General features: G+C 63.1%; 28 protein-coding genes. 9 read left to right on the top strand and 19 right to left on the bottom strand.

The window, feature by feature from the left end:
- Position 1: 1 nt before the first annotated feature.
- The 3 genes from mreD to U0004_RS04685 form a co-directional block, all read right to left on the bottom strand.
- The gene (gene mreD, locus U0004_RS04695) at positions 2-514 is read right to left on the bottom strand and encodes a rod shape-determining protein MreD (protein ID WP_034749354.1); all 513 of its coding nucleotides are present in this window, start codon (positions 512-514) and stop codon (positions 2-4) included.
- Positions 511-1,584, bottom strand: a complete 1,074-nt coding sequence (mreC, locus tag U0004_RS04690; RefSeq protein WP_115057408.1) for a rod shape-determining protein MreC — start codon at positions 1,582-1,584, stop codon at positions 511-513. The genes mreD and mreC overlap by 4 nt, the downstream gene beginning before the upstream one ends.
- 109 nt (positions 1,585-1,693) lie before the next feature.
- Entirely contained in the window at positions 1,694-2,737 is a 1,044-nt protein-coding gene (locus U0004_RS04685; RefSeq protein WP_010393186.1) for a rod shape-determining protein, read from the bottom strand.
- Between the two features lie 350 nt (positions 2,738-3,087).
- On the opposite strand from U0004_RS04685, the gene gatC reads away from it, so the two are divergent.
- The 6 genes from gatC to U0004_RS04655 all read left to right on the top strand — a co-directional run bounded on the left by gatC (position 3,088) and on the right by U0004_RS04655 (position 9,517).
- Positions 3,088-3,390, top strand: coding sequence for an Asp-tRNA(Asn)/Glu-tRNA(Gln) amidotransferase subunit GatC (gene gatC / locus U0004_RS04680; protein WP_034784699.1), 303 nt, complete (start codon positions 3,088-3,090; stop codon positions 3,388-3,390).
- Between the two features lie 178 nt (positions 3,391-3,568).
- Positions 3,569-5,053, top strand: a complete 1,485-nt coding sequence (gene gatA / locus U0004_RS04675) for an Asp-tRNA(Asn)/Glu-tRNA(Gln) amidotransferase subunit GatA (RefSeq protein WP_070254343.1) — start codon at positions 3,569-3,571, stop codon at positions 5,051-5,053.
- A gap of 37 nt (positions 5,054-5,090) precedes the next feature.
- Positions 5,091-6,566, top strand: coding sequence for an Asp-tRNA(Asn)/Glu-tRNA(Gln) amidotransferase subunit GatB (gatB, locus tag U0004_RS04670; RefSeq protein ID WP_256608853.1), 1,476 nt, complete (start codon positions 5,091-5,093; stop codon positions 6,564-6,566).
- Positions 6,567-6,756: 190 nt separating this feature from the next.
- Complete coding sequence (locus U0004_RS04665) at positions 6,757-7,140, top strand: BlaI/MecI/CopY family transcriptional regulator (RefSeq protein WP_070254345.1); 384 nt, start codon at positions 6,757-6,759, stop codon at positions 7,138-7,140.
- Complete coding sequence (locus U0004_RS04660; RefSeq protein WP_070254346.1) at positions 7,137-8,384, top strand: M56 family metallopeptidase; 1,248 nt, start codon at positions 7,137-7,139, stop codon at positions 8,382-8,384. Before U0004_RS04665 ends, U0004_RS04660 begins: the two co-directional genes overlap by 4 nt.
- A 95-nt stretch (positions 8,385-8,479) precedes the next feature.
- Positions 8,480-9,517 carry an oxidoreductase gene (locus U0004_RS04655; protein ID WP_070254347.1) on the top strand — a complete coding sequence of 346 codons (1,038 nt, stop codon included), beginning with the start codon at positions 8,480-8,482 and terminating at the stop codon, positions 9,515-9,517.
- A gap of 6 nt (positions 9,518-9,523) precedes the next feature.
- On the opposite strand, the gene U0004_RS04650 is transcribed toward U0004_RS04655, so the two are convergent.
- The 5 genes from U0004_RS04650 to U0004_RS04630 form a co-directional block, all read right to left on the bottom strand.
- The gene (locus tag U0004_RS04650) at positions 9,524-9,853 is read right to left on the bottom strand and encodes a hypothetical protein (protein ID WP_070254348.1); all 330 of its coding nucleotides are present in this window, start codon (positions 9,851-9,853) and stop codon (positions 9,524-9,526) included.
- Complete coding sequence (locus U0004_RS04645; protein WP_070254349.1) at positions 9,853-10,317, bottom strand: carboxypeptidase-like regulatory domain-containing protein; 465 nt, start codon at positions 10,315-10,317, stop codon at positions 9,853-9,855. Before U0004_RS04645 ends, U0004_RS04650 begins: the two co-directional genes overlap by 1 nt.
- Positions 10,318-10,376: 59 nt before the next feature.
- Positions 10,377-10,568 carry a YqaE/Pmp3 family membrane protein gene (locus tag U0004_RS04640; RefSeq protein ID WP_034749384.1) on the bottom strand — a complete coding sequence of 64 codons (192 nt, stop codon included), beginning with the start codon at positions 10,566-10,568 and terminating at the stop codon, positions 10,377-10,379.
- A gap of 95 nt (positions 10,569-10,663) precedes the next feature.
- Positions 10,664-11,536 carry an alpha/beta fold hydrolase gene (locus U0004_RS04635; protein WP_070254350.1) on the bottom strand — a complete coding sequence of 291 codons (873 nt, stop codon included), beginning with the start codon at positions 11,534-11,536 and terminating at the stop codon, positions 10,664-10,666.
- Between the two features lie 21 nt (positions 11,537-11,557).
- Positions 11,558-12,451 (bottom strand): LysR substrate-binding domain-containing protein, encoded by an 894-nt coding sequence (locus U0004_RS04630; protein ID WP_070254351.1) that lies wholly within the window; start codon positions 12,449-12,451, stop codon positions 11,558-11,560.
- 125 nt (positions 12,452-12,576) lie between these two features.
- Here U0004_RS04630 and U0004_RS04625 point away from each other — a divergent pair, with 125 nt between their 5' ends.
- Positions 12,577-13,320 (top strand): sulfite exporter TauE/SafE family protein, encoded by a 744-nt coding sequence (locus U0004_RS04625; RefSeq protein ID WP_070254352.1) that lies wholly within the window; start codon positions 12,577-12,579, stop codon positions 13,318-13,320.
- Entirely contained in the window at positions 13,308-13,562 is a 255-nt protein-coding gene (locus U0004_RS04620) for a GNAT family N-acetyltransferase (RefSeq protein ID WP_070254353.1), read from the top strand. Before U0004_RS04625 ends, U0004_RS04620 begins: the two co-directional genes overlap by 13 nt.
- On the opposite strand, the gene pyrE is transcribed toward U0004_RS04620, so the two are convergent.
- The gene (gene pyrE / locus U0004_RS04615) at positions 13,559-14,221 is read right to left on the bottom strand and encodes an orotate phosphoribosyltransferase (RefSeq protein ID WP_034784688.1); all 663 of its coding nucleotides are present in this window, start codon (positions 14,219-14,221) and stop codon (positions 13,559-13,561) included. The genes U0004_RS04620 and pyrE overlap by 4 nt on opposite strands.
- A gap of 109 nt (positions 14,222-14,330) precedes the next feature.
- On the opposite strand from pyrE, the gene U0004_RS04610 reads away from it, so the two are divergent.
- On the top strand, positions 14,331-15,107 hold the full coding sequence (locus tag U0004_RS04610; RefSeq protein ID WP_070254354.1) for an exodeoxyribonuclease III: 777 nt from the start codon (positions 14,331-14,333) through the stop codon (positions 15,105-15,107).
- A gap of 84 nt (positions 15,108-15,191) precedes the next feature.
- On the opposite strand, the gene U0004_RS04605 is transcribed toward U0004_RS04610, so the two are convergent.
- The 10 genes from U0004_RS04605 to gshA form a co-directional block, all read right to left on the bottom strand.
- The gene (locus U0004_RS04605; protein WP_070254355.1) at positions 15,192-16,094 is read right to left on the bottom strand and encodes a pseudouridine synthase; all 903 of its coding nucleotides are present in this window, start codon (positions 16,092-16,094) and stop codon (positions 15,192-15,194) included.
- A gap of 1 nt (position 16,095) precedes the next feature.
- Complete coding sequence (locus tag U0004_RS04600) at positions 16,096-16,998, bottom strand: M48 family metallopeptidase (protein WP_070254356.1); 903 nt, start codon at positions 16,996-16,998, stop codon at positions 16,096-16,098.
- Positions 16,979-18,238, bottom strand: a complete 1,260-nt coding sequence (locus U0004_RS04595; RefSeq protein ID WP_070254357.1) for an AmpG family muropeptide MFS transporter — start codon at positions 18,236-18,238, stop codon at positions 16,979-16,981. The genes U0004_RS04600 and U0004_RS04595 overlap by 20 nt, the downstream gene beginning before the upstream one ends.
- Positions 18,238-18,849: a methionine biosynthesis protein MetW gene (gene metW / locus U0004_RS04590; protein ID WP_034784683.1), complete on the bottom strand. Its 612-nt coding sequence runs from the start codon at positions 18,847-18,849 to the stop codon at positions 18,238-18,240. The genes U0004_RS04595 and metW overlap by 1 nt, the downstream gene beginning before the upstream one ends.
- Positions 18,846-20,045 carry a homoserine O-succinyltransferase MetX gene (metX, locus tag U0004_RS04585; protein WP_071653281.1) on the bottom strand — a complete coding sequence of 400 codons (1,200 nt, stop codon included), beginning with the start codon at positions 20,043-20,045 and terminating at the stop codon, positions 18,846-18,848. Before metX ends, metW begins: the two co-directional genes overlap by 4 nt.
- Positions 20,046-20,180: 135 nt before the next feature.
- Positions 20,181-21,923, bottom strand: coding sequence for a phosphoenolpyruvate--protein phosphotransferase (gene ptsP / locus U0004_RS04580; RefSeq protein WP_034785303.1), 1,743 nt, complete (start codon positions 21,921-21,923; stop codon positions 20,181-20,183).
- A gap of 44 nt (positions 21,924-21,967) precedes the next feature.
- Positions 21,968-22,237: an HPr family phosphocarrier protein gene (locus tag U0004_RS04575; protein ID WP_070254359.1), complete on the bottom strand. Its 270-nt coding sequence runs from the start codon at positions 22,235-22,237 to the stop codon at positions 21,968-21,970.
- Between the two features lie 92 nt (positions 22,238-22,329).
- The gene (locus U0004_RS04570) at positions 22,330-22,734 is read right to left on the bottom strand and encodes a PTS sugar transporter subunit IIA (RefSeq protein ID WP_035824452.1); all 405 of its coding nucleotides are present in this window, start codon (positions 22,732-22,734) and stop codon (positions 22,330-22,332) included.
- 13 nt (positions 22,735-22,747) lie between these two features.
- Positions 22,748-23,704, bottom strand: a complete 957-nt coding sequence (gene gshB, locus U0004_RS04565) for a glutathione synthase (protein WP_070254360.1) — start codon at positions 23,702-23,704, stop codon at positions 22,748-22,750.
- A gap of 97 nt (positions 23,705-23,801) precedes the next feature.
- Complete coding sequence (gene gshA, locus U0004_RS04560) at positions 23,802-25,100, bottom strand: glutamate--cysteine ligase (protein WP_070254361.1); 1,299 nt, start codon at positions 25,098-25,100, stop codon at positions 23,802-23,804.
- Positions 25,101-25,282 lie beyond the last annotated feature (182 nt).

The following is a 25,282-nucleotide window of genomic DNA, read 5'->3' as shown; positions in this document are numbered from 1 at the left end:
GTCAAATCGGCCGGTTATGGTCACGGTCCACGGCACGGCGCTGCGGCGCCAGCAAGATCCACGTGACGATGGGCCACAGGGCGACGGCGACGAAGCTCTCGATGAAATTGAGCCAGCCAGGGAAGCGGCCCGAGACGATCAGACGCGTCAGCAATTGCAGCGCCTGCGTCAGCAGCAGCAGCGGCAGCACGTGCAGCGCCTGCGTCATGATGGGGAACCACAGCACGCGGCGGTGCATCATGATGGCGAAGTACGACAGCAAGGTATAGGCCAGCGCATTCTCGCCCAGCAGGGTCGAGTCGTGCACGTCCATCATCAGGCCCATGAAAAACGCCACGCCGATACCGACCTTGCGCGGCTGGTGGATGCCCCAGAAGACCAGCACCAGGGCGACGAAATCGGGCACGCCGACGAACTGCCCCCATGGAAGCAGATTCAGCAGGAAAGCGCACAGCAGGGAAAACCCGATGAACAGGGGGCTGACCGGCAGCAGGATGTAATGCGGGCGGTTCATCGTGTCGCTTCCTTCGGTGGCACGGCGGCAGGTGTTGGCGTTGCTGCTGGTGTTGCGGCAGGCGCCGCCGGTTTCGGCGCCGGGCTGGCAGGCGGTTTCGCGGCCGGCGCGGTCACCGCATTGGCGGCCGCTGGTGCCGCAGCGGCAGGCTCCTTGGCGGGATCCTTGATCGGCGCCATCTTGCCGGCGATCTTGCGCCCCGTCTTGACTTCTTCAGCGGGCGGACGCGGCGGAATTTCCGGCGACGTCATCAAGATGAGCAGCTGGGTGTTGCGTTCAATGCCGGCCAGCGGCTGGCACACGACGCGGCCGAACGGGCCATGCGCATTGCGCTCGACCAGGGTCACGCGCGCCACGGCCAGGCCGGCCGGATACAGGCCGTCGAGGCCCGAGGTAATGACGATGTCGCCGATCTGGATGTCGGCGCTGGGGGCCGTGAAGCGCAGCTCCATGGTGCCGGACTTGCCGCGCCCGATGGCCACGCTGCGCACGCCATTGCGCAGCAGCTGCACGGGAATGGCCTGCTCTTCATCGGTCAGGAGCGTCACTTCGGAGGTGAACGGGAACACGCGCGTGACTTGTCCCACCACGCCCAGGTTGTCGATCACGGGGCGGCCCAGCTCCACGCCATGCTGGATGCCCCGGTCGAGCACGATCTTGCGCGTGGCCGAATCGCGCGTGTCGTACAGCACTTCGGCCATCATGGTCTTGACGGGCACGCGCTCGCGCGCTTCCATCAACTTGCGCAGGTGGTTGTTTTCAACGATGTTGAGCTGCGCCTGCTGCAGGATCTGCGCCGAGGCGATCTGTTCGTGTTTCAGGTCGCGCACCTGTTTTTCCAGGGCGGACAGCGAAGAGAAGTAGTTGCCGACACCAACCGCCACATCGCGCGGCACCAGGGCTGCCATCTGCACCGGATACAGCACGGTGCCGACGGCCTGGCGCACGGCCGTCAGCGCGTGCATGCGCGAATCGACCAGCAACAGGGCGATTGAAATGCCGGCGAACACCATCATCTTGACGCGGGCGGAGGCGCCTTGTTTGAAAAGTGGCGGAGGACTGTATTCCATGACTTCCAATAATCAGGCCAGGCGCAGTGCGCCAACGTGCAGGCCCCGGTCAAACGCCGGCGCCAAAACCAAAAAAAGGCCGGAGTTGGTTTCCGGCCCTTCTGTCAGATTATTCGTAGGAAAAGATCGAGCCGAGCTTGTCCATACGTTCCAGGGCCATCCCGGAACCGCGCACCACGCAGGTGAGCGGATCCTCGGCCACCAGCACCGGCAGGCCGGTTTCCTCCATCAGCAGGCGGTCCAGGTCGCGCAGCAGTGCGCCGCCGCCCGTCAGCATCATGCCTTTTTCGGCGATGTCGGCGCCCAATTCCGGCGGCGTCTGTTCCAGCGCGTTTTTCACGGCCGAGACGATGTTGTTCAGCGGGTCGGTCAGCGCTTCGAGGATTTCGTTGCTGGAGATGGTGAACGAACGCGGAATGCCTTCGGACAGGTTGCGGCCCTTGACTTCCATTTCCTTCACTTCCGAGCCAGGGAAGGCCGAACCGATGGCCTTCTTGATGGCTTCAGCCGTCTGTTCGCCGATCAGCATGCCGTAGTTGCGGCGGATGTAGTTGACGATGGCTTCATCGAATTTGTCGCCGCCGACGCGCACGGAACCCTTGTAGACCATGCCGCCCAGCGAAATGATGCCCACTTCGGTGGTGCCGCCGCCGATGTCGACCACCATCGAGCCGGTCGCTTCGGACACGGGCAAGCCCGCGCCGATGGCCGCAGCCATCGGTTCTTCGATCAGGTACACCTGCGAGGCGCCGGCGCCCAGGGCCGATTCGCGGATCGCGCGGCGCTCAACCTGGGTCGAACCGCACGGCACGCAAATGATGATGCGCGGCGATGGACGGAAGAATTTCGAGTCGTGCACCATGCGGATGAATTGCTTGAGCATCTGCTCGGTCACGGTGAAGTCGGCGATCACGCCATCTTTCATCGGACGAATCGCTTCGATATTGCCCGGCACTTTGCCCAGCATCTGCTTGGCTTCCTTGCCGACTGCCTGAATGGTCTTCTTGCCATTCGGACCGCCTTCCTGGCGGATGGCGACGACGGATGGCTCGTCCAGGACGATACCGAGGCCGCGTACATAAATAAGGGTGTTGGCCGTGCCCAAGTCAATGGCCAGATCGGTGGAGATATACCTGCGTAAAAAACCAAACATGAGTGTCCTGTAGCGCATCGAGCTGCGCAAAAGCTGTTTATGGGGAGTTTCAAAGCGGGCGCTTTCAGGCACCCTGAAAATCCAAAAGGCGATTTTTCCGGGTTTCGCTTGGCGCTTGCGCAATCTTTTCTATGCTGCGGCAGCAGTCCATCAGCGCCGGCAACGCATTAACCCGCCATTCTACCTTATAATTTGAATGCGATTTGCTCAAAAACCATGGAAAAGTGCGACTCTTGCAGCCGCGAGTTACGCGGCATTCCTCGATTTTTGTGAGCAAAATAGCAGTAAATACCCGCGTTTTATCAAAACGCCAACTTAATACTAATGCGCGGCACTCCGCGCCATTCGCCATGTCCCTGACACTCTCCGACGTAAAACGCATCGCCCACCTGGCACAACTTGAAATGGCCGACGACCAGGCCGTCACGTCTTTGGCCCAATTGAACAAGATTTTTGCACTGGCAGAACAAATGCAAGCCGTCAATACCGATGGCGTGGCGCCCCTGAGCCACCCGCTGGCCGCCCATATGGACAATATCGCCCTGCGTCTGCGCGAGGACATCGCCACGGAACAAAACCGCCGCGATGCCTACCAGGCCGTGGCGCCGAAGGTACAGGATGGCCTGTATCTCGTGCCCAAGGTCATCGAGTAACTGGCACCTGACATAAGCTACTGCGCGTCGCGATTTGCGGCCTGCGATGCTCACTGTGCTAAAGCACAGCTCCGCTTCTCGGCCACAACTCACTTCCGCTCGCTACGCTTCTGTCAGGCGCTAGAACGGCGCAGTGCACGAATCCCAACCTTGCCGAATAGATAAAAATAGAAACGCCATGCATACAAAATCCATCAAACAGCTGTCCACGCTCTTGCAGAACAAGGAAATTTCCGCCGTTGCGCTGGCGACGCATTTCCTCGACCGCATCGAAGCGGACAACTCGAACGCCTTTTTGCACGTCGACCGTGCCCTGACCCTGGCGCAGGCTGCCGAAGCGGACGCACGCATCGCCGCAGGCACGGCCACGCCATTGACGGGCGTGCCGATCGCGCACAAGGACTTGTTCGTCACCAAAGGCTGGCGCACGACGGCCGGCTCGAAAATGCTGGCCGACTACACCAGCCCGTTTGACGCCACCGTGGTGGAGAAATTCCGCGCGGCCGGCATGGTCACCCTGGGCAAGGTCAATTGCGATGAATTTGCCATGGGCTCCGGCAACGAGAACTCGGCCTTCGGCGCCGTGCGGAATCCGTGGGACAAGAATGCCGTACCAGGCGGCTCGTCGGGCGGCTCGGCCGCCGCCGTCGCGGCTGGCCTGACGCCGGCAGCCACCGGCACCGACACGGGCGGCTCGATCCGCCAGCCTGCCGCTTTTTGCGGCATCACCGGCATCAAGCCCACGTATGGCCGCGTCTCGCGCTTCGGCATGATCGCCTTTGCCTCGTCGCTGGACCAGGGCGGCCCGATGGCCCGCTCGGCCGAAGACTGCGCCCTGCTGCTGACCGCCATGGCCGGCTTCGACGAACGCGACTCGACCAGCCTGTCGCCGGAACAGGGCGGCGTGGCGGAAGATTTTTCGCGCGACCTTGACCAGCCCCTCACGGGCTTGCGCATCGGCGTGCCGCGCGAGTACTTTGGCGAAGGCTTGGCCAAGGACGTGGAAGCGGCCGTGCGCTGCGCGCTGGCGCAGTATGTAAAGCTGGGCGCCACCCTGGTCGATATCTCGCTGCCGAACACGGCCCTGTCGATTCCCGCCTACTACATGATCGCGCCGGCCGAAGCGTCGTCGAACCTGTCGCGCTACGACGGCGTGCGCTATGGCCACCGCGCCACCGAGTACAAGGACTTGCAGGACATGTACAAGAAGTCGCGCGCGCAGGGTTTCGGCCCGGAAGTACAGCGCCGCATCATGGTCGGCACCTATGTGCTGTGCCACGGCTACTACGACGCCTACTACCTGAAGGCGCAAAAGATCCGTCGCCTGATCGCGCAGGATTTCGACGCCGTGCTGAATGGCCCGAACGCCGTCTGCGACGTCATCATGGGACCGGTCGCGCCGACCGTCGCCTGGGACCTGGGCGACAAGACGGATGACCCGGTGGCGAACTACCTGGCCGACATCTACACCCTGTCGACCAGCCTGGCCGGCCTGCCAGGCATGTCGATTCCATGCGGCTTTGGCGACGGCGAGAAAAACGGCAAGCGCCCCGTCGGCCTGCAAATCATCGGCAATTATTTTGGCGAAGCCAGGCTGCTGAACATCGCCCACCAGTTCCAGCAAGTGACGGACTGGCATACGCGCAGCCCTGCAGGCATTTAAGAAAAAATTCGCGCCGCCCAGGCGGCGCCACCAAAAAATAAGCGAGAACACTATGCAATGGGAAGTCGTCATCGGTCTTGAGAACCACGTGCAGCTCACGACCGAATCCAAAATTTTCAGCGGTTCGCCGATCAAGTACGGCGCCGAAGCCAATACGCAAGCGAGCCCAGTCGACCTGGCGCTGCCAGGCGTGCTGCCGGTGATGAACAAGCAGGCCGTCGACCGCGCGATCCGCTTCGGCCTGGCCGTCGGCGCCACCGTCGCGCCGCACTCGGTCTTCGCGCGCAAAAACTATTTTTATCCGGATTCGCCGAAGGGCTACCAGATCAGCCAATTCGAGGACCCCGTCGTCATCGGCGGCGCCCTGACCTTCGGCTATGAAAAGGATGGCGAATTCGTCACCAAGACGGTCAACCTGACGCGCGCCCACCTGGAAGAAGACGCCGGCAAATCGCTGCACGAAGATTACGCAGGCATGAGCGGCATCGACTTGAACCGCGCCGGCACGCCGCTGCTGGAAATCGTCTCGGAACCGGAAATCCGCAGCGCCGCCGAAGCCGTGGCCTACGCCAAGGCCCTGCACTCGCTGGTCATGTGGTTGGGCGTGTGCGACGGCAACATGCAGGAAGGCTCGTTCCGCTGCGACGTCAACGTTTCCGTGCGCCCCGTCGGCCAGAAGGAATTCGGCACCCGCTGCGAAATCAAGAACCTGAACTCCTTCCGTTTCATCGAGGAAGCCGTGCACGTCGAAGTGCGCCGCCAGATCGAACTGATCGAAGATGGGGGCAAGGTCGTGCAGGCGACGCGCCTGTATGATCCGGACCGCAAGGAAACGCGCGAAATGCGCAGCAAGGAAGACGCCCAGGATTACCGCTACTTCCCGGATCCTGACCTGCCGCCACTGGTCATCTCGCAAGCGTGGATCGACACCGTCAAGGCCTCGATGCCGGAACTGCCGGCCGCCATGCGCGCCCGTTTCATCAGCGAATACGCGCTGCCGGACTACGATGCGCTGGTGCTGACGCAATCGAAAGCCATGGCCACCTATTTCGTCGCCGTGGTCAACAAGGCCGGCAAGGAAAACGCCAAGGCCGCCGCCAACTGGCTGATGGGCGACGTCTCGTCGACCCTGAACCGCGAAGGCGTGGACCTGGATGACGCCCCCGTCTCCGCCGCGCAGCTGGCCGCCATGCTCAAGCGCATCGCCGACGGCACGATCTCGAACAAGGCGGCGAAAGAAGTCTTCGCCGGCATGTGGGAAGCGAAGTCCAGCGACGAGCACCTGGTCGACGCCATCATCGACGCCAAGGGTCTGAAGCAGATCTCGGATTCGGGCGCCCTGGAAGCCATCGTCGATGAAGTACTGGCGGCCAACGCCAAGTCGGTGGAGCAATACCGCGCCGGCAAGGAAGCGGCCATCAACGCGCTGATCGGCCAGGCCATGAAAGCATCCAAGGGCAAGGCCAACCCGGCCCAGCTGACGGAACTGCTGAAGGCCAAGCTGGCGGGCTAACTCTCCCCCATCCCCAAAAAAGACGCTGCGGCGTCTTTTTTTTCGCTTGTACGCATCGTTTATAAACAGCCTTGTCTAGACTTTTCCTCTTCCTTCAAGGGCGTTTTCAGACCGACAGAAATTAAAGTATACATTTTTGTCTACAAGATTTAATCTAGCCATATTGAATTTCAGGCAAGAGGAAAACAGCATGGCCAAGACGCACGACATCCCGAAACCGACGGCAGCCGAACTCGATCTGCTGCAGGCACTGTGGCCGCTGGGCGCCGCCACGGCCAAGCAGGTGCACGAGGCGATGGCGCTGGCCAAGCCTGCCATCACGTATGGCACCGTGCTGCGCCTGATGCAGATCATGCACGGCAAGGGCTTGCTGATCCGCGACGCAAGCCAGCGTTCGCACGTGTATGCGCCGGCCCAGGCGCAGGACAGCCTGCAGACGAATCTGCTCAAGGAATTGATGCAGAAAGCCTTTGCCGGTTCGGCCAAGGCACTGGTGCTGGCGGCGCTGCGCACGGGCGTGTCGCGCGCCGAACGCGAAGAAATCGAAAAAATGCTCAAGGACGATCAGTCATGAACGGCTTCGTGCCGGCGCTAGGCTGGACCCTGCTGCACTTCCTGTGGCAAGGCTTGCTGATCGGCTGCGCCACGGCGCTGGCGTGGGCGGCCCTGCGCAATGCGCGTCCGGAGGCGCGCTACGCCGTCGGTTGCGGCGCCCTGCTGGCCTGCCTGGCATGGCCGGCGGCGGGCTTGTGTCTGCGCCTGACCGGCGGCGATGCCACGGGCGCCCGGTACTCCAGCACCTTGCTGCCGACCGCCCTGCTGGCGCCCGACAGCCTGCCCGACCTGGACTTGCTGCTGCGCGCCATCGTCGGCGTGTGGGCCCTGTGCGCCGCCGTGCTGGCCGTGCGCATGGCGCTGGGCATGCTGTGGATAGAGCGCAGCGCCAGGAACACCGGCGCCACGCATGGACAACTGCAGACAAGGCTGTCGCGCATGGCCCAGGATGCCGGCGTGACGCGGCCCGTGCGGCTGCGCGTGCTAAACGGCATCGCCAGCCCGCTCACGGCCGGCATCTGGCGCCCCATGGTGCTGGTGCCCGCTTCGCTGGTCACCGGCATGCCGCCGCACCTGCTCGACGCGCTGCTGGCGCACGAACTGGCGCATATCCGGCGCCACGACTATCTGATCAACCTGCTGCAAAACGCCATCGAGGCGCTGCTGTTCTTCCACCCGGCCGTCTGGTGGATTTCACGCGGCGTGCGCCTCGAACGCGAACACATTGCAGATGATTTCGCAGCAAGACAACTGGGCGAACCGCGGCGTCTGGCTCTTGCACTCTCGGAACTGGAACGTCTCCAGTTCTCAACCCACCACCTGGCCCAGGCGGCCAACGGAGGAGATCTTATGTCACGTATCAAACGATTGCTGCGCCCCGCACCACAAACCCTGAACTGGAAAGCGGCCATACCGCTGCTGGCCCTGGCCGGCGCCTGCCTCGGCATCTACGGCCAGGCCATGGCCGCCGACAGCGCGCCCGTGCTGGAGCGCCGCCCCGTCATCGACTTTGGCGTCTGCGGCAAGCCGGTCTGGCCAGCCGCATCGCTGCAGGCGAAGGAAGAGGGCACGGTCAACATGTCCTTCGACGTGAATGCCACCGGCAAGGTAACGGGATCGAGCGTGGTCAAAAGCAGCGGCCATCCGGCCCTCGACGAGGCGGCGCGCAGCGGCATCGCCAAGTGCACGTTCAAGCCGGCCCTCGCTGGCGGCAAGCCGGTCAGCGCCAGCGTCAAGGTGCAATACGTCTGGAGCCTGAACTAAAAGCAGCGGCGGCGGCGTTGCAACATCGCAGCAGCGCTGCCGCCGCCCGCTTGCGGGTATGATCATGGATTCTTCCACGCACCTGTGAACACGCCATGAACAAGATCAAAACCGGCCTGGTGGGCTACGGCTTTGCCGGCTCCACCTTCCACGCGCCTGTGCTCTCCACCATCGAAGCCCTGGAACTGGCGGCCGTCGCTTCCAGCAAGCCGGAGCTCGTACACAAGGATTGGCCGCACGCGACCGTGTATGCGGAGCCCGCGCAACTGTTTGCCGATCCGTCCATCGAACTGGTCGTCATCGCCGCGCCCAACGAAGCGCATTTCAGCCTGGCGCAAGCGGCCCTGCAAGCGGGCAAGCACGTGGTGGTCGACAAGCCATTCACCATTTCCAGCACCGAGGCGCAGTCACTGATCGCGCTGGCGAAAGAGCGCAAGCTGGTGCTCAGCGTGTATCACAACCGCCGCTGGGATGGCGACTTCCTGACCCTGAAAGCGCTGCTGGCCCAGGGCACCTTGGGCCGTATCGCCAGCGTCGAATCGCATTTCGACCGCTTCCGCCCCGAGATCCGCCAGCGCTGGCGCGAGTCCGGCGCGCCGGGCGGCGGTTTGCTGTACGACCTGGGCCCGCACATGCTGGACCAGGCCATGCAGCTGTTCGGCCAGCCGGAAAAGCTGTACGCCGATATCGTCCTGCAGCGCGATGGCGCGCAAGCCGTCGACTACATGCACATCGTCCTGTACTACGACCGGCTGCGCGTGGTGCTGCAGGCGGGCTGCCTGGTAAAGGCGCCGACGGCGCGCTTCGCCGTGCATGGCGACAAGGGCAGTTTCGTGAAGTTTGGCCTCGATCCGCAGGAAGATGCCCTGAAGGCGGGCGGCAGGCCGGGCCAACCCGGCTGGGGCGTGGACCCCGTGCGCGGCGCGCTGCATCTGGGTACGCAGCCGGACGGACATTTCGAACACCTCGAGATGCAGGCGGGCCGCTACCAGGACTTTTACCAGGGCATGGCCGACGCCATCCGCCACGGCGCAGCGGCGCCCGTGGCGGCCGAAGATGCGGCGGCGACGATACGCCTGATCGAACTGGCGCTGCAAAGCGCGGCCGAAGGGCGCGTGCTCGCGGTCAGTTGATCGACGTCAGTTGATAACGAAGGCCAGCACCACGGCACCCAGCGCCAGCAGGGCCAGGCCGCAAAGGAACAGCAGTTCGCCCCACCATTCGTGGCGCAAGCGCGACTGGCCGGGGCGCAGCGACATGAACGAGAGCACGGCGCTGACGAGAAAGACGATGGCATCGATGGCCAGCAGCTTGTCGATGGCCACGCGTACCTCGCCGCGCGGTGCCAGGTGCCCGATCGACAGCACCGTCATGCACACGCCGACCATCGTCGCCGACGTGGGCAGGATATGCGCCGACAAGCCCCGCGCCGACGAGTCCCGTTCAGGTGCCTTGCCGTCGCCCGGCATCAAGGCCGGCCCTGGTTCGTTCCCGCCGGCCAGACCAGTTCCACGCGCGCGGACGATCCCGCCTTGACCTGCACCTTGCGTTCCAGTGCCTTGCCGGCCAGCGTGGCGCGCAGGCTGTAGCGGCCTGGCGGCAGCTTTGCCAGCAGGAACGGTCCGCTGGCCGTCGTTTCCAGCGCCACGCCACCCTTGGCGTCGCGTATCTCCAGCTTCACGTCGGAGGCAAATTCCGCCTTGCCCGCCGCCTGCACGGAAAACACGAGGCTCAAGGGCCAATGCGGACTGGCGCTCTGGATGGCCGTCGACTCGTCGAGGCCGATGCCGCCGCTCAGGTATTCCACCGCCCCGCTTTTCTGCACGGGCGGCAGTGCGCTGTCGGTTTGGGCCTGCGCCGCACTTCCCAGCAACAGCCCGGCGGCCAGCATTACCGCCGCCAGGTTCAAGGTACCGCGTCTGTCTGGTGCCATCTCACTCTCCTCATGTCGGTTGAATCAAGATAGGAAGCGCAGCTTAGGCCAGTCTTAGGTTAGCGCCGGCGCATGGCCTCGGCGATCTTCTGGTCCGTCTTGTACTGGCTCAGCGCATACACGGCCCAGATCGTCGCTGGCAGCCAGCCGATCAAGGTGATTTGCAGGATCAGGCAAATGATGCCGGCGATCGGACGGCCGATCGTGAAAAAGGTCAGCCACGGGAGTAACAGGGCAATCAGCAAGCGCATCGTTCGTTCCTTGAGTATTCCCCTGTACCGCGGGGACCGGGCCGGCATGCGCCGGCGGTGAATTCAGTTGAACCGATTATAACGATACCGGCGCCTCACGGCGCTACGGGTGCCAGCAGTTTCTCCATCCACGCCAGAATGGCGGCGAAGATGACGTCGCGGTTCACTTCATTGAAATTCTCGTGGTAGTTGGCCGGATAGTAGTGATAGTCGAGCAGGCCATCGGGCACGCTGCGCAGCATGCTCTCCGTGGCGCGGCTGTTGGCCAGCTTGTCGTCGCCCGCCACCACGGCGAACAGGGGGAAGCGCCAGTCCGACAAGCCGCCCGCCAATTCCTTTTGCGCCGACGTCAGCGCATGGGCAAAGCGCACCGACGCCGCACTGGCGCGTATGCCGTCGCGCTCGTCCTGGAAATGGCGCGCGGTGATGGTTTGATCGTGCGTCAGCAGCATGGTCAAGTTTCCTAGCGGCACCTTCATCATGGGGAAGCGCTGCGCCAGCCAGCCCGACAGCATCTGCAGCACCTTCGGCACGGGAATCGCATTCACATAATACGGCGATGAGATGATGAAGCCTTTGATCGCCGGGTCGCCCGCGAAGCGCCGCAGCCCCAGGTGCGTGGCGATCAGGCCGCCCATGGAATGGCCCATGACGAATACGGGCAAGCCCGGATACGCCTGCTTGACCCAGGCGAGGAACAGCTCCGCGTCGTCGAGGAAGGCATCGAACGAAGGGATATCGACCTTGCGCTTGCCATCGTGGCCCACCATGTCGAAGCTGACGGTGGCGAAACCGTGCTGGCGGAAATACAGCGCCGGCGTGACGTAATCGCCCGCATGCGCCATGCCGCCGTGGATCGCCAGGATCACTGCACGTGGCGGGATGTGCTCCGGCTGCCAGATGTGGATTGGCCGCTCGACCTGGTCGCTGCACCGCAGGCTGGCCATCTTGTCTTCTGAAAAACGCATCGCTGCTCCTGTCATGCCCTGTCACGCCTTCAGATGATCGATCAACTGGCGCGCATACAGGGGTAATTCACTGAACTGGCGCACGCAGATTGTCAGATTGCGTACCGACCAGGGATCGGATAATTCAAGGCAGCGCAGCGCCATCGTCTGCTGGCAGCGGCTGGCAGCCGCCAGCGGCACCACGCTGATGCCCACGCCGCTGGCCACCATGCGGCAGACGGCATCGAAACTGCGCAGGCGCACGCGCACCTTCAACGGACGCCCCAGGCGCGCCGCATGCATGCCCAGGTACTGCTGCATCGCGCTGTCGTCGGCCAGGCCGATGAAATCGTGATCCAGCACGCTGGCAAAATCAACGACGCCATCCTGGCCGAGCGCGCGGTGGTGCACGCCGTCGGCCGCGGCGATGACCACCAGCCGGTCGGGGCGGAACAGGAACGTCTGCAAGCCGCGCATGTCGACCGAGTCGGACACGATGCCCATGTCGGCCAGCCCTTCCGAGACAGCCTTGACGATATCGTAACTGAGGCGCTCTTCCAGGTCGATGGTCAGGTTCGGATGGCGGTCGAGAAAAGCGCCGAGCGCCTCGGGCAAGAACTCGCTGAGCGCGGCCGTATTGCACAGCAGCCGCAACTGCCCTTTCAAGCCGCGCGCAAATTCGCCAAGCTCGCCGCGCATTTTTTCCATTTGCAGCAGCACCAGGCGCGCATGATGCAGCAAGGCCTGGCCCACGGGCGTCGGCTCCACGCCGCGCCGCCCGCGCAGCAGCAGGGGCATGCCCAGCATCTCTTCCATGCCGCGCACGCGCGCGCTGCTGGAGGCCAATGCGAGATGGCTGCGCGCGGCGCCCGCCGTCAGGCTGCCCGCCTCCACCACGTTGACAAACAGCTGCAAATCGACCAGATCAAAGCGCATGGCGGCTCTCCTTTTCGCCATCTTATCAGCCTTCGTATTTTGCTAAGGCTGACTCAAAATAATCCACCTTGGCGAAATCCCCGGGCAAGCGCAGAATCCACGCAAAATCACTCTGGATAAAAAAGATGGAGACGTCATTTCTGCTGGCTGTCGGCGCCAGCTTCCTCGTCGCTGGCTTCGTCAAGGGCGTAGTCGGACTGGGCTTGCCGACGGTGGCCATGGGCACGCTCAGCCTTGTCATGCCACCCGTGCAGGCGGCCGCCCTGCTGATCGTGCCATCGATGGTGACGAACGCCTGGCAACTGGCGGCGGGCCCGGGCCTGCGCGGCCTGCTGCGCCGTTTGTGGCCCATGCTGGCGGCCGTCATGGCGGGCACCCTGGCGGGCGGCGCCCTGCTGCCGACCGACAGCGGGGTCTGGGCCGTCGTCGCGCTGGGCGTGGCGCTGATGCTGTACGCGCTGGCCGGCTTGTTCTCGCTGCAGTTGCGCGTGCCGGCCCGGCACGAAGCGTGGCTGGGGCCCGTCGCGGGCGCGGCGACAGGGCTGGTGACGGCCGCCACGGGCGTGTTCGTCATCCCCGCCGTGCCATATCTGCAGGGACTGGGGCTGGCGCGCGATGCGCTGGTGCAGGCGCTGGGCCTGGCATTTACGGCATCGACCGTGGCGCTGGCGGCCAGCCTGGCCCTGCACGGCAACTTCAGCCTGGGCGCGGCGGGCGCCTCCGCGTATGCGCTGCTGCCGGCGCTGGCCGGCATGCTGGCCGGTCAATGGCTGCGCGGACGCATAGCGCAGCAGGTATTCAAACGGTGTTTTTTTGCCGGGCTGTTCGCCCTGGGCTTGCATGCGGCGCTCAAGCCATGGCTGGCGTGATGCAGATAAACTGGCAAGGGGACAGCGCGCTGTGCGCGTGGATCGACGGCCAGCAGGTGGCCATGCTCGACATCAGCAAGTGCGCAGACGGGGTGACGGTGAACATGCTGTTCGTGAAGCCGCCATTCCGGCGGCGCGGCATCGGCGGCGCGCTGCTGCGGCGGCTACTGCAATGCCATCCGCAAGCTGCCACCGCCTGCAGCGACCCGCGGCTGCGGGCGCTGCTGGACAAGACTACTTAAATGCCATATTTGGTGCGGTAGGCGGAAACAGCCTCTTTATGTTTCAGCAGTTCCGGATCAGCGCCCGCGCCATTCAGGTAGCCGAACAAGTCGTCCAGGTTGCCGATCGAGATGACGGGGATGCCGTACTGTTTCGACACTTCCTGCACCGCCGAACTTGGCGACAGCTGGCCGTCCGGGCCGGAACGCTCCATGCGGTCCAGGGCGATCAGCACGGCGCATGGCTCGGCGCCGGCGGCACGGATCATGTCCACCGATTCGCGCACCGAGGTACCGGCCGAGATCACATCGTCAATGATGACAACCTTGCCATGCAGCTTGGCGCCGACGATGGTGCCGCCTTCGCCATGGTCCTTGGCTTCCTTGCGGTTGAAGGCGAACGAAGTGTTGCGACCCTTGCCGGCCAGCGCCACGGCGGTGGCCGATGCCAGGGTGATGCCCTTGTAGGCGGGGCCGAACAGCATGTCGAATTCGACGCCCGAGTCGAGCAGGGTCTGCGCGTAGAACTGCGCCAGCTCGGCCAGGGTGGCGCCGTCGTGGAACAGGCCTGCATTGAAGAAGTACGGCGACTGGCGTCCGGCCTTGGTGGTGAACTCGCCAAACCGCAAGACTCCCTTGGATACTGAAAACGCGATAAACTGCTGGCGTAAATTATTCACATTAGCCTCATTTTTTAAAAGTGCCTGTATTTTAATCCGCGCGCACCGGCGAGACAATCGCCATGCCGCGCCCGCCGGCCCCGTCCAGCGCCCTTTTCACTCTCGACCTATGCCAAAAATTATCTCCGCCAACCTGAACGGCATCCGTTCCGCCGCCAAAAAAGGCTTTTTCAACTGGATAGGCACGCAAACGGCCGATTTCATCTGCGTGCAGGAATTGAAGGCGCAACTGCCCGACATGACGCCGGAATTCCTCAACCCGCACGGCTACCATGGCCATTTCCACTACGCCGAGAAAAAGGGCTATTCCGGCACGGGCGTGTACAGCAAGGTCGAACCGGACGCCGTGCATATCGGTTTCGGCAGCCCCGAATTCGATGCCGAAGGCCGCTATGTGCGCTGTGATTTTGGCAACCTGTCCGTCATTTCCGTGTACTGCCCGTCCGGCTCGTCCGGCCCGGAACGCCAGGAAGCCAAGTTCCGCTTCATGGAACTGTTCCTGCCGCACCTGCTGGCATTGAAGGCGCTGGGCCGCGAAGTGGTTATCTGCGGCGACTGGAACATCGCCCACCATGAAATCGACCTGAAAAACTGGAAGGGCAACAAGAAGAATTCCGGCTTCCTGCCCGAGGAACGCGCATGGCTGACGCGCGTTTTCGACGAAGTGGGCTTTGTCGATGTGCACCGCGGCCTGGACAAGCGCGAAGACCAATACACCTGGTGGAGCAACCGGGGACAAGCCTACGCGAAAAACGTGGGCTGGCGCATCGACTACCACGTCGCCACGCCCGGCATCGCGGCCCAGGCGCATACGGTCAGCGTCTACAAGGACGAGCGTTTTTCCGACCATGCGCCGCTGATCATCGATTACACGCTCAAGAGCTGATCTTTGACACGTCGCGGGTGGTGTCGGCTTACGCGCTTCGCGCAAATCCGACAACATTGTTGGCTGTGTCCTTGGTGGTGTGGGTTACGCGAGCACGCGCCGGCTTTCGAAATGGCGCATCTCGCCCGTCAACGGGTCGGCAAATTCGATGGCCCGCGCCAGCAGCTGCAAGGGCTGCGACATGTCGTCCTCCTTGCACGGCAGGGCCACCGGGTAAAACGCGTCGTTGACGATGGGGATGCCCAGCGAGGCCAGGTGCACGCGCAATTGATGCTTGCGCCCCGTGTGCGGCTGCAGCCGGTACAGGTTGACGTCGCCGCGCTCTTCAATCACATCGATGATGGTTTCCGAATTCGGCTCGCCGGCTTCCTCGCGCATGAGGAAAAACTGCGCGCCTTCGACCATGCGGCTGCGGTAGGCAAATGGAAAATCGCGGCCATCGAGGCGCGGCGCCAGCGCCTCGTAGGTCTTGCGCACTTCGCGGCGCTGGAACAGCGATTGATACGCGCCGCGGCTGGCGATCTGGCGCGAAAAAATCACCACGCCGGCCGTCTCGCGGTCGAGGCGATGGATCGGCGTCAGCTCGGCGCAGTCCAGCTTTTTCTTCAGGCGCGTCAGCAGGGTCTCCTGCACGAAACGCCCAGCCGGCGTCATGGGCAGGAAGTGCGGCTTGTCGACCACGATCAAATGCTCGTCCTGGAACAGGATCTCTTCCTGGAACGGGATCGGCGTTTCGCGCTCCAGCTCGCGGTAGTAAAAAATACGCATGCCGCGCCGGTATGCGCTGTCGGGCGCCAGCACGGCGCCGTCACCGTTGACCACTTCGCCGCGCGCCATGCGGTCCCGCCATTGCGCGGCGCTGATCTGCGGATAGCGCTCGAGCAGAAACGCCAGCATGTCGGGCCACTGCCCTTCCGGCAGCCACAGGTAGCTGGGCGCCACACCGTCGCGCATGGGCAAGGGTGCGGCGGTGTGGCGGTTCGACATCCTAGCGCTGCGCGATGGCGTTGCTGCGGTATGGCGGCAAGGCGTCCACGCTGACGCCCTTGCTGCGCGCGTACAGGGGCAGCACTTGCGTCATGTGGCTGTTCATCTGCAAGATGCGGTCCTTGCCCGACGGGTGGGTCGAGAGGAATTCCGGCGGCGCGCCCGCGCTCACGGCAGCCATCTTCTGCCACAACACCACGCCGGCGCGCGGATCGAAGCCGGCGCGCGCGGCCAGGTCCATGCCGATCAGGTCCGCTTCGCGTTCATCGTCGCGCGAGAATTTCAGCATCACACCCTTGGCCGCCATATTCGTGGCGGTACTGGTCAGATTCGGGTCGACGCCGAGCCAGGCCGACAGGCCGGCGCCGGCCAGCTTGGCGCCGACGGCGGCCAGGTTGCCCTTGCCGGCCTGCGCCTGCGAATGTTCGCGCAAGGCGTGCGAGATTTCATGGCCCATGACGACGGCCACTTCATCGTCGGTCAGATTCAGCTTGGTGATGATGCCGCTGTAAAAGGCGATCTGCCCGCCCGGCATGCAAAAGGCGTTGACCTCGTCCGAGTTGAGCAGGTTGATCTGCCAGTTCCAGCTGGCCGCCGCCTCGTTCCAGCGCGTGGCGAACGGGATGATGCGCTGGGCGATGGCGCGCAGGCGTTTCACCTGCGGATCGCTGTCCGGCACCAGCGCATTTTTTTCCTTCGCTTCGTTGACCAGCTGCGTATATTGCTGCTTCGACTGTGCATTGAAATCGGCGCCGCCGGCAAAGATGCGCGAGGTCGACAAGGGACGCACCTTGATGCCATCCTGCACTGTCGCCTGCTGGGCGGAGACGGACAGGGGCGCCAGCGCGGTGGCCGCGCACAGGCTGGCCAGGACGGTGTAACGTTTAAGGGATATTGGTGCCATTGGCAGACCTCCATGGAGCGATTTTAGGCAGCATCATCATGGCCGGGAAGGCCAGGAAGAAGCACACGATGAAAAACGAGAACCAGCCCAGCTCGGCGACGAGGAAGCCCACCGAGGCATTGATCAGGGTGCGCGGCACGGCGCTCAGGCTGGAAAACAGCGCATATTGCGTGGCCGTGTAGCGCGGGTCCGTGGTGCGCGACAAGAACGCGACAAAGGCGGCCGCACCCAGACCCAGGCTGGCGAAAGCTTCGAAGCCGATCACGGCGCTCAATAGCATGGTATTCGGCCCCACCTGCGCCAGCCAGGCGAATCCGAGGATGGCGATGGCCTGCAGCGCGCCAAACACCCACAGGCCCCGGTTGATACCCAGCTTGAGCATCCACACGCCGCCCACCACGCCGCCGGCCAGGCTGGCCCAGAAACCCGTGGTATTGGCGGCCAGGCCGATCTGCGTCATGGAAAACCCCAGGTCGAGATAGAACTTCGTCGCCAGCGCCGTGGCCATGCTGTCGCCGATTTTGTAGAGTAATACGAAGGCGAGGATCCACATTGCGTTACGCCAACCATCGCGCGCGATGAATTCCTGGAACGGCAAGATGATCGCTTCGCGCATGGTCTTCGGCGGCGAGCCGTACACGGTCGGCTCCCTGATCAGCAAGGTGCAGACCAGGCCTGGCAGCATGAAGGCGGCCGTGATCCAGAAAACGGGTTGCCACGGCATGCGGTCGGCCAGGATCAGCGACAGCGCCCCCGGCACCATGCCCGCCACTTTATACGCGTTGACGATGACGGCGGCGCCCAGGCCCTGCTCGTTATCGCTGAGGATTTCGCGCCGGTAGGCGTCGATGACGATGTCCTGGCTGGCCGACAGGAAGGCCACGCCGCCGGCGGCGGCCGCGATCAGGCCGATCTGCGTGAGCGGATCGAGCATGCCCATGCCGCCGATGGAAAAGAACAGTGCCACTTGCGTCAGGGCCATCCAGCCGCGCCGGCGTCCCAGTCCCAGGATGCGGTAGCGGTCCATCAGGGGCGCCCACAGGAACTTCCAGATGTACGGGAACTGCACCAGGGCGAACAGCCCCAGCGCCTTGACGTTCAAGCCCGACTTGGCCAGCCATGCCTGCAGCAGGTACAGCAGGATAAACAGGGGCAAGCCGGAACTGAAGCCCAGCACCAGCACGGCCAGCATGCGGCCATTGGCATAGGAACGCCAGCCTGGCGCCGGGCTTGTGGTCATCAATGCACCGCTTTTTTACGCAGGCGAAAGACGGCCAGGTCGCCGCGCAGGTTCGGCAGCACGGAGACCATCTTGCCTTCGGCCAGGGCCACGCATTCGATCACTTCCAGGCCGCATTCCTCGGCCAGTTCGCGGAAGTCATTGATGGTTGCGCAGCGTACGTTGGGCGTGTCATACCACTGGTAAGGCAGCGATTTCGACACGGGCATGCGGCCTTTGAGCAGCGCCACGCGGTGCGGCCAGTAGGCGAAGTTGGGGAACGAGACGATGGCCTCGGCGCCCACGCGCACGATGTCGCGCAGCAACGGCTCCACCTGCTTCATCATCTGCAAGGACGACAGGCACAGCACCGTATCGAAGCTGTTGTCGCCAAAGATGGCCAGGCCCTTCTCCATGTCTTGCTGGATCACGTTCACGCCGCGCACGGTACTGGCCAGCACCTTGTCGTCGGCGATCTCGATGCCGTAGCCGCTGCACTCCTTGTCGCTTTGCAGATACTGCAGCATCACGCCTTCGCCGCAGCCCACGTCCAGCACATGCGCGTTATTCGGCACCCAGTGGGCGATGAAGGCCAGGTCGGGGCGCAGCGCGCTCAATTCGTCAAAAGTCATGCGGTCTCCTTCGCGCCCTGGCGGACGGCGGTGTGCTGTGCAGGAGCGGGCAAGCCCGCCCCGATGTCGTTCCATACCTGGCCATAATAGGCGCGCACCATGTTCATGTAGCGCGCATCTTCCAGCAGGAAGGCGTCGTGGCCGTGCGGCGCATCGATTTCCGCATACGTGACCTGGCGGCGGTTGCATACGAGCGCTTCGACAATCTCCCGGCTGCGCTCGGGCGAAAAGCGCCAGTCGGTGGAAAACGAGGCGAGGAAGAACTTGGCCTTCGTGCCCGACAGGGCCTTGGCCAGGTCGCCGCCATGCGCGCGCGCCGGATCGAAATAATCGAGCGCCTTGGTGATCAAGAGATACGTGTTGGCGTCGAAGTATTCGGAAAACTTGTCGCCCTGGTAGCGCAGATACGATTCGATCTCGAAGTCGATGCCGAAGCCGAATTTGTAGTCGCCCGTCTGCGCCGCGTCGCGCAGCTTGCGGCCGAATTTCTCTGCCATGTCATCGTTCGACAGATACGTGATGTGGCCCACCATGCGCGCCACGCGCAAGCCGTTCTTCGGCACCACGCCATGGGCATAGAAATCGCCGCCATGGTAATCGGGATCGGACAGGATGGCCTGGCGCGCCACGTCATTGAAGGCGATATTCTGCGCCGACAGCTTGGCCGTCGAGGCGATCACCACGCAGTGGCGCAGGCGCTCGGGGAACATGATGCTCCACGCCAGCGCCTGCATGCCGCCCAGGGATCCCCCCATCACGGCGGCAAACTGCCTGACGCCCAGTTCATCGGCCAGGCGCGCCTGCGCGCTGACCCAGTCTTCCACCGTGACGACGGGGAAGGAGGCGCCATACGGCTTGCCGGTGGCGGGATTGGTGTGCATGGGGCCAGTCGAACCGAAGCAGGAACCCAGGTTGTTGACGCCGATGACGAAGAATTTGTTGGTATCGAGCGGCTTGCCGGGACCAACCATATTGTCCCACCAGCCCGTGCTTTTCGGTTCGTCCGCGTAGACGCCGGCCACGTGGTGCGAGGCGTTCAGGGCGTGGCAGACCAGCACCGCGTTCGATTTGTCGGCGTTCAGGGTGCCGTAGGTTTCATACATCAACATATAGTCTTGCAGCGATGCTCCGCTTTGCAGCTGCAAGGGTTGCGCAAAATACATGGTTTGCGGCGAAACGATTCCAATGGATGACATGTGTGTCGGTTTATAAAAGGAGGTTGGCCCCACGGGCCATAGTCGATGCAGCACCGCGATGATAGGTGCTGCAACTTTAGCATCAGGACACATCTTGCCGCGCGCGATGTGTCCTGATGCCGATAGGGTGACAGTTTACATGAGCTGCAACTGTTGTACGGCTTCCGCGATCACATTTGGTTCCATGGAACGCATAATTTTGCGCATTTGTGGCGCAATCAGGCCCAGGTCGCTGTTGAGGATCTCTTGCTTGACCGCCAATAGTTGCGCCGGATGCATGGAAAACTCGCGTAGTCCCATGCCCAGCAGCAAGCGCGTAAGCTTCACGTCGCCCGCCATTTCGCCGCAGACGGCCACGTCGATGCCCGCCTTGTGGCCGGCGGCGATCGTCATGGAGATCAGTTGCAGCACGGCCGGGTGCAGCGGGTTGTACAAATGCGCCACCTCGTAATCGACGCGGTCGATGGCCAGCGTGTACTGGATCAAGTCATTCGTGCCGATCGACAGGAAATCCATGCGCTTGACGAACATGGGCAGGGCCAGCGCCGCGGCCGGGATCTCGATCATGGCGCCCACTTCGACCTCGTCGTCGAACTTGACGCCCTCCTCGCGCAGGCTGGCCTTGGCTTGCGCGATCATGGCCAGCGACTGGTCGATCTCGAACGCATGCGCCAGCATGGGAATCAGGATGCGCACCTTGCCAAAGGCGGAGGCGCGCAGAATGGCCCGCAGCTGCGTCAGGAACAGTTGCGGCTCGGCCAGGCAGTAACGGATGGCGCGCAAGCCCAGGGCGGGATTCAATGCCGTATGGTCGGCCTGGTCGAGCGGCTTGTCGGCGCCGATGTCCAAGGTGCGGATCGTCACCACGCGTCCCTTCATCGACTGCACCGTGTTGCGGTAAGCCTCGAACTGCTCGTCCTCGGTGGGTATCTTGTGGGCGCGGCCCATGAACAGGAATTCGGAGCGGAACAGGCCCACGCCGCTGGCGCCCGATTCCAGCGCAAACGGGCAATCCTCGGGCAACTCGATATTCGCCAGCAGGGTGATGGGGGTGCCGCATTTGGTCACGGCCGGCGTCTTTTTCAGCTTGCCCAGCTTTTTGCGCGCGCGCTGCATGGCCGTCTGGCGCTCGCGGTACTGTTCCAGCACCAGGGCGCTGGGGTTGGCGATGACGACGCCGGCATCGCCGTCGATGATCAGCCAGTCGTCCTGCTCGATCAGCATCGACGCCTGCGACATGCCGACGGCGGCCGGGATATCCAGGCTGCGCGCGACGATGGCCGTGTGCGAGTTCTGCCCGCCCACGTCGGTGATGAAGCCGATGAAGGAACGGTCGCGGAACTGCAGCATGTCGGCCGGCGAGATGTCGTGCGCGACGACGATCATCTGCGCCATCAATTCATCTTCGGCGGCCGCCTTGGGCAACAGCTGCTCGGTGCCCAGCAAGACTTTCAAGACGCGTTCGGCAACCTGCTGGATGTCGGCCTTGCGTTCGCGCAAATACGGGTCTTCGATTTCGTCGAACTGGGCCGACAATTCATCGATCTGCGTGAGCAGCGCCCATTCGGCGTTGTAGTGGCGCTTGCGGATGATGTCGAGCGGCGCTTCGGAAATCATCGGATCGGACAGGATCAGCGCGTGCACGTCGATGAAGGCGCCCAGTTCCGTGGGCGCATCCTTGGGCAGCTCGTTCCACAGGGTTTGCAGTTCCTTGTGGACGGTGGCGATGGCGCTTTGCAGGCGCTGGACTTCGGCTTCGATCTGTTCCTGGGCGACCAGGTAATGTTTGACGTCAAGGGCGGCCGGCGCCAGCAGATGCGCGCGGCCAATGGCGATGCCGCGGGAGACCGGGATGCCGTGGAGCGTGAAAGATGCCATGGGGTGACCTGTCGGAATGCGGCTGCGGCTGCGTTCGGCGGGCATTACTCGCCTTCGCCAAACCTGTCATTAATCAGGGCGGTGAGCGCATCGACACATGCCAGCTCATCATCGCCCTCGGCTTCCAGGGTCACTTTCGCGCCCTTGCCGGCGGCCAGCATCATCACGCCCATGATGGACTTGGCGTTGATGCGGCGCGCGTTGCGGGTCAGCCAGACGTCGCTCTTGAACTTGGCGGCGAGCTGGGTAAATTTGGCGGAAGCGCGTGCGTGCAATCCCAGCTTGTTGATGATTTCGAGTTCTTTTTGAATCATTTTTGTATGGTCTCTATCCCTGAATGCACTACGCTGATGACAATCTTGGCCTATAAAACCCGCCGCCTTCAGGGCGGCGGCCATGTACTTCCTTATTCGCCCACGCGGATGCGGTTATCGACGCGCACGGCGCCGCTTTGCGCACCGGCCAGCGCCATCTCCACCACCACGTCGAGCGTGTCGCGGCGATACGTGATGGCGCGCAGCAGCATCGGCAGGCTGATGCCGGCGATGACTTCCACCCGACCCGCATCGGCCAGCTTGTTGCAGCAGTTCGACGGCGTGCCGCCCTTCACGTCGGTAATCACCAGCACGCCGGAGCCGTCATCGAGGCGGCAGATGGCGTCCGACGCCAGTTTCTGCACTTCCGCCAGGTCCTGGTCGGCGACGACGTCGATGGCTTCAAAACGTTCCGTTGGCCCGCGAAACACATGCGCGCAGGCGGCGATGAATGCCTGTCCCAGCGGTGCATGTGTCATGAGCAAAATCCCTACCATAGTCATTCCACCTTTAGCGCTGCTGCGTTTGCGCAACGCCATGCTCGACGGCGTCGATAAACATGGCCGCCACGTCAAAACCCGTCTGCTGCATGATTTCCTGGAAGCAGGTCGGGCTGGTGACATTGACTTCCGTCAGATAGTCGCCGATCACGTCCAATCCTACCAGCATCAGGCCGCGCGCGGCCAGGATCGGACCCAGCTTTTCAGCGATTTCCAGGTCGCGCGCCGTCAATGGCTGCGCTACGCCCGTGCCGCCGGCGGCCAGGTTGCCCCGCACTTCGCCCGCCTGCGGGATGCGCGCCAGCGAAAATGGCACCGGCTTGCCCCCGATGACGAGGATACGCTTGTCGCCCTTGTCGATGTCGGGGATAAACCGCTGCGCCATGATGGTTTGCGCGCCGTTCTCGCTCAGGGTCTCGATGATGGCGCCCAGGTTCAGGCCATCGGCCTTGACGCGGAAGATGCCCGTGCCGCCCATGCCGTCGAGCGGCTTGAAGATGACGTCCTGGTGCTTGGCGTGGAAGGCGCGCAGGCGCGCTTCGTTCGACGTCACCAGGGTCGGCGAGGTGAATTCGGAAAACTGGGCGATGGCCAGTTTTTCATTGTTGTCGCGGATGGCGGACGGCTTGTTGAAGACGCAGGCGCCCTGCTTTTCCGCCAGCTCCAGCAGATACGTGCCGTACACGTATTCCATGTCGAACGGCGGATCCTTGCGCTCGATGATGGCATCCAGGGCCGACAGGCGTACTTCTTCGGTGGACACCACCTTGTACCAGTCGTGTTCGTCGCCCGTCAGCTCGATGTGCTGTACCCGTGCCGTGACGATGCCCTCTTCCAGCGCCATGTCCTTCTGTTCGAAGGCGTACACGGCATGGCCGCGTTTGGCGGCCTCGCGCATCATGGCGAAGGTGGAATCTTTGTAAGTCTTGAAGCCTGCCAGCGGGTCGGCAAGGAATGCAATTTTCATGGTGCGTCCAATCGGGGAGCCTGGATAAGGAATGCTTGATTCTAGCCGAGATCGCCAGGCGCGGTAGTCGGCGCGCCCGGCAAGCCTCATTGGTGGATCAATACACCTCGGGATTCGGGTCCGTGCGCTCCATTTCCAGCGACGCGGCCAGCAAGGCCAGGCGCGCCACCACGCCATACACATAGAAGCGGTTCGGCGCGGCCGTGCCCGGCTTGGCCTTCAAGTCCGGCACGGCATGCTGCTGGGCAAATGCCAGCGGCACGTACTGCGAACCGGGCGCGTTCAGGTTCTGGTCCACGCCACGCTCAGCATGTACGCGGTAGAAACCGCCCACCACGTAGCGGTCGATCATGTAGACGACCGGCTCGGCCACGGCATCCTTGATGCTTTCAAAGGTCGGCACGCCTTCCTGGATGATCACGTCGGTAACGACTTTGCCATCCTTGACGATGGACATCTTGTCGCGCTGCTTGCGCGACAGGTCGCGCACTTCGCTGGCGTCGCGCACCGTCATGATGCCCGTGCCATACGTGCCCGCATCGGGCTTGACGATGACGAAAGGCTTTTCCTTGATGCCGTATTCCTTGTATTTCTTGCGGATCTTGGCCAGCAGCACGTCGACGCTGGCGGCCAGCGCATCTTCGCCCTCGCCTTCCTGGAAGTTGACGTCGCTGCACTTGGCGTGGAAGGGATTGAGCATCCACGGATCGACATCGATCATCTTGCCGAATTTTTTCACCACTTCATCGTAAGCCGTGTAGTGGTTGCTCTTGCGGCGCAAGGCCCAGCCCGCGTGCAAGGGCGGCAACAGGCTTTGCTCATGAATATTTTGCAAGATATCGGGGATGCCGTCTGACAAGTCGTTATTCAGCAGAATCGTGCACGGGTCGAAATCCTTCAAGCCCAGGCGGCGGCCATTGTTCAGACGCACGAGCGGCTCGATGACGAGCATGTTGCCATCTGGCAACGCCAAGGGTGTCGGCTGGGTGATGTCGGGCGACCAGGAGCCGAAACGCACGTGCAGCCCCGTCTGGCGGAAGATCTGCATCAGGCGCGCCACGTTCTGCAGATACTGCGGCGTAGTGTTGTGCAATTCCGGCACGATCAGCAGGTTGCGGGCGTCCGGGCAATACTTGTCGATGGCGGCCATGGCCGCCTGCACGGACAAGGGCAGCATTTCCGTGGCCAGGTTATGGAAACCGCCTGGGAACAGATTGGTATCGACGGGCGCCAGCTTGTAGCCGGCGTTACGCAAGTCTACCGAGCAATAGAAGGGCGGCGTGTGTTCTTGCCACTCCATGCGAAACCAGCGCTCAATGGCCGGCGTCGCGGCCAGAATCTTTTTTTCGAGGTCGAGCAGCGGTCCGGTCAGGGCCGTGACGAGATGGGGAACCATAGTTACATCCTTAAATTATGTGCAGTATTCAAAAAAGCACACAGAACTGCCGACTATATTACCGTGTAAGTACCCCAAATCGGGGCAAAAGCCTTGTTTTAAAGACCTTTTACATTCCCACAACGAAAAAAAGGCACCTCAATGAGGTGCCTTTTCCAGCTGGACATGCCGCGCCGGGGCTC

The organism is Janthinobacterium lividum (assembly GCF_034424625.1).
Lineage (GTDB): Bacteria > Pseudomonadota > Gammaproteobacteria > Burkholderiales > Burkholderiaceae_D > Janthinobacterium > Janthinobacterium lividum.
The sequence above is the reverse complement of the archived record's forward strand: the minus strand, read 5'-3'. Positions and strand labels throughout refer to the sequence as shown.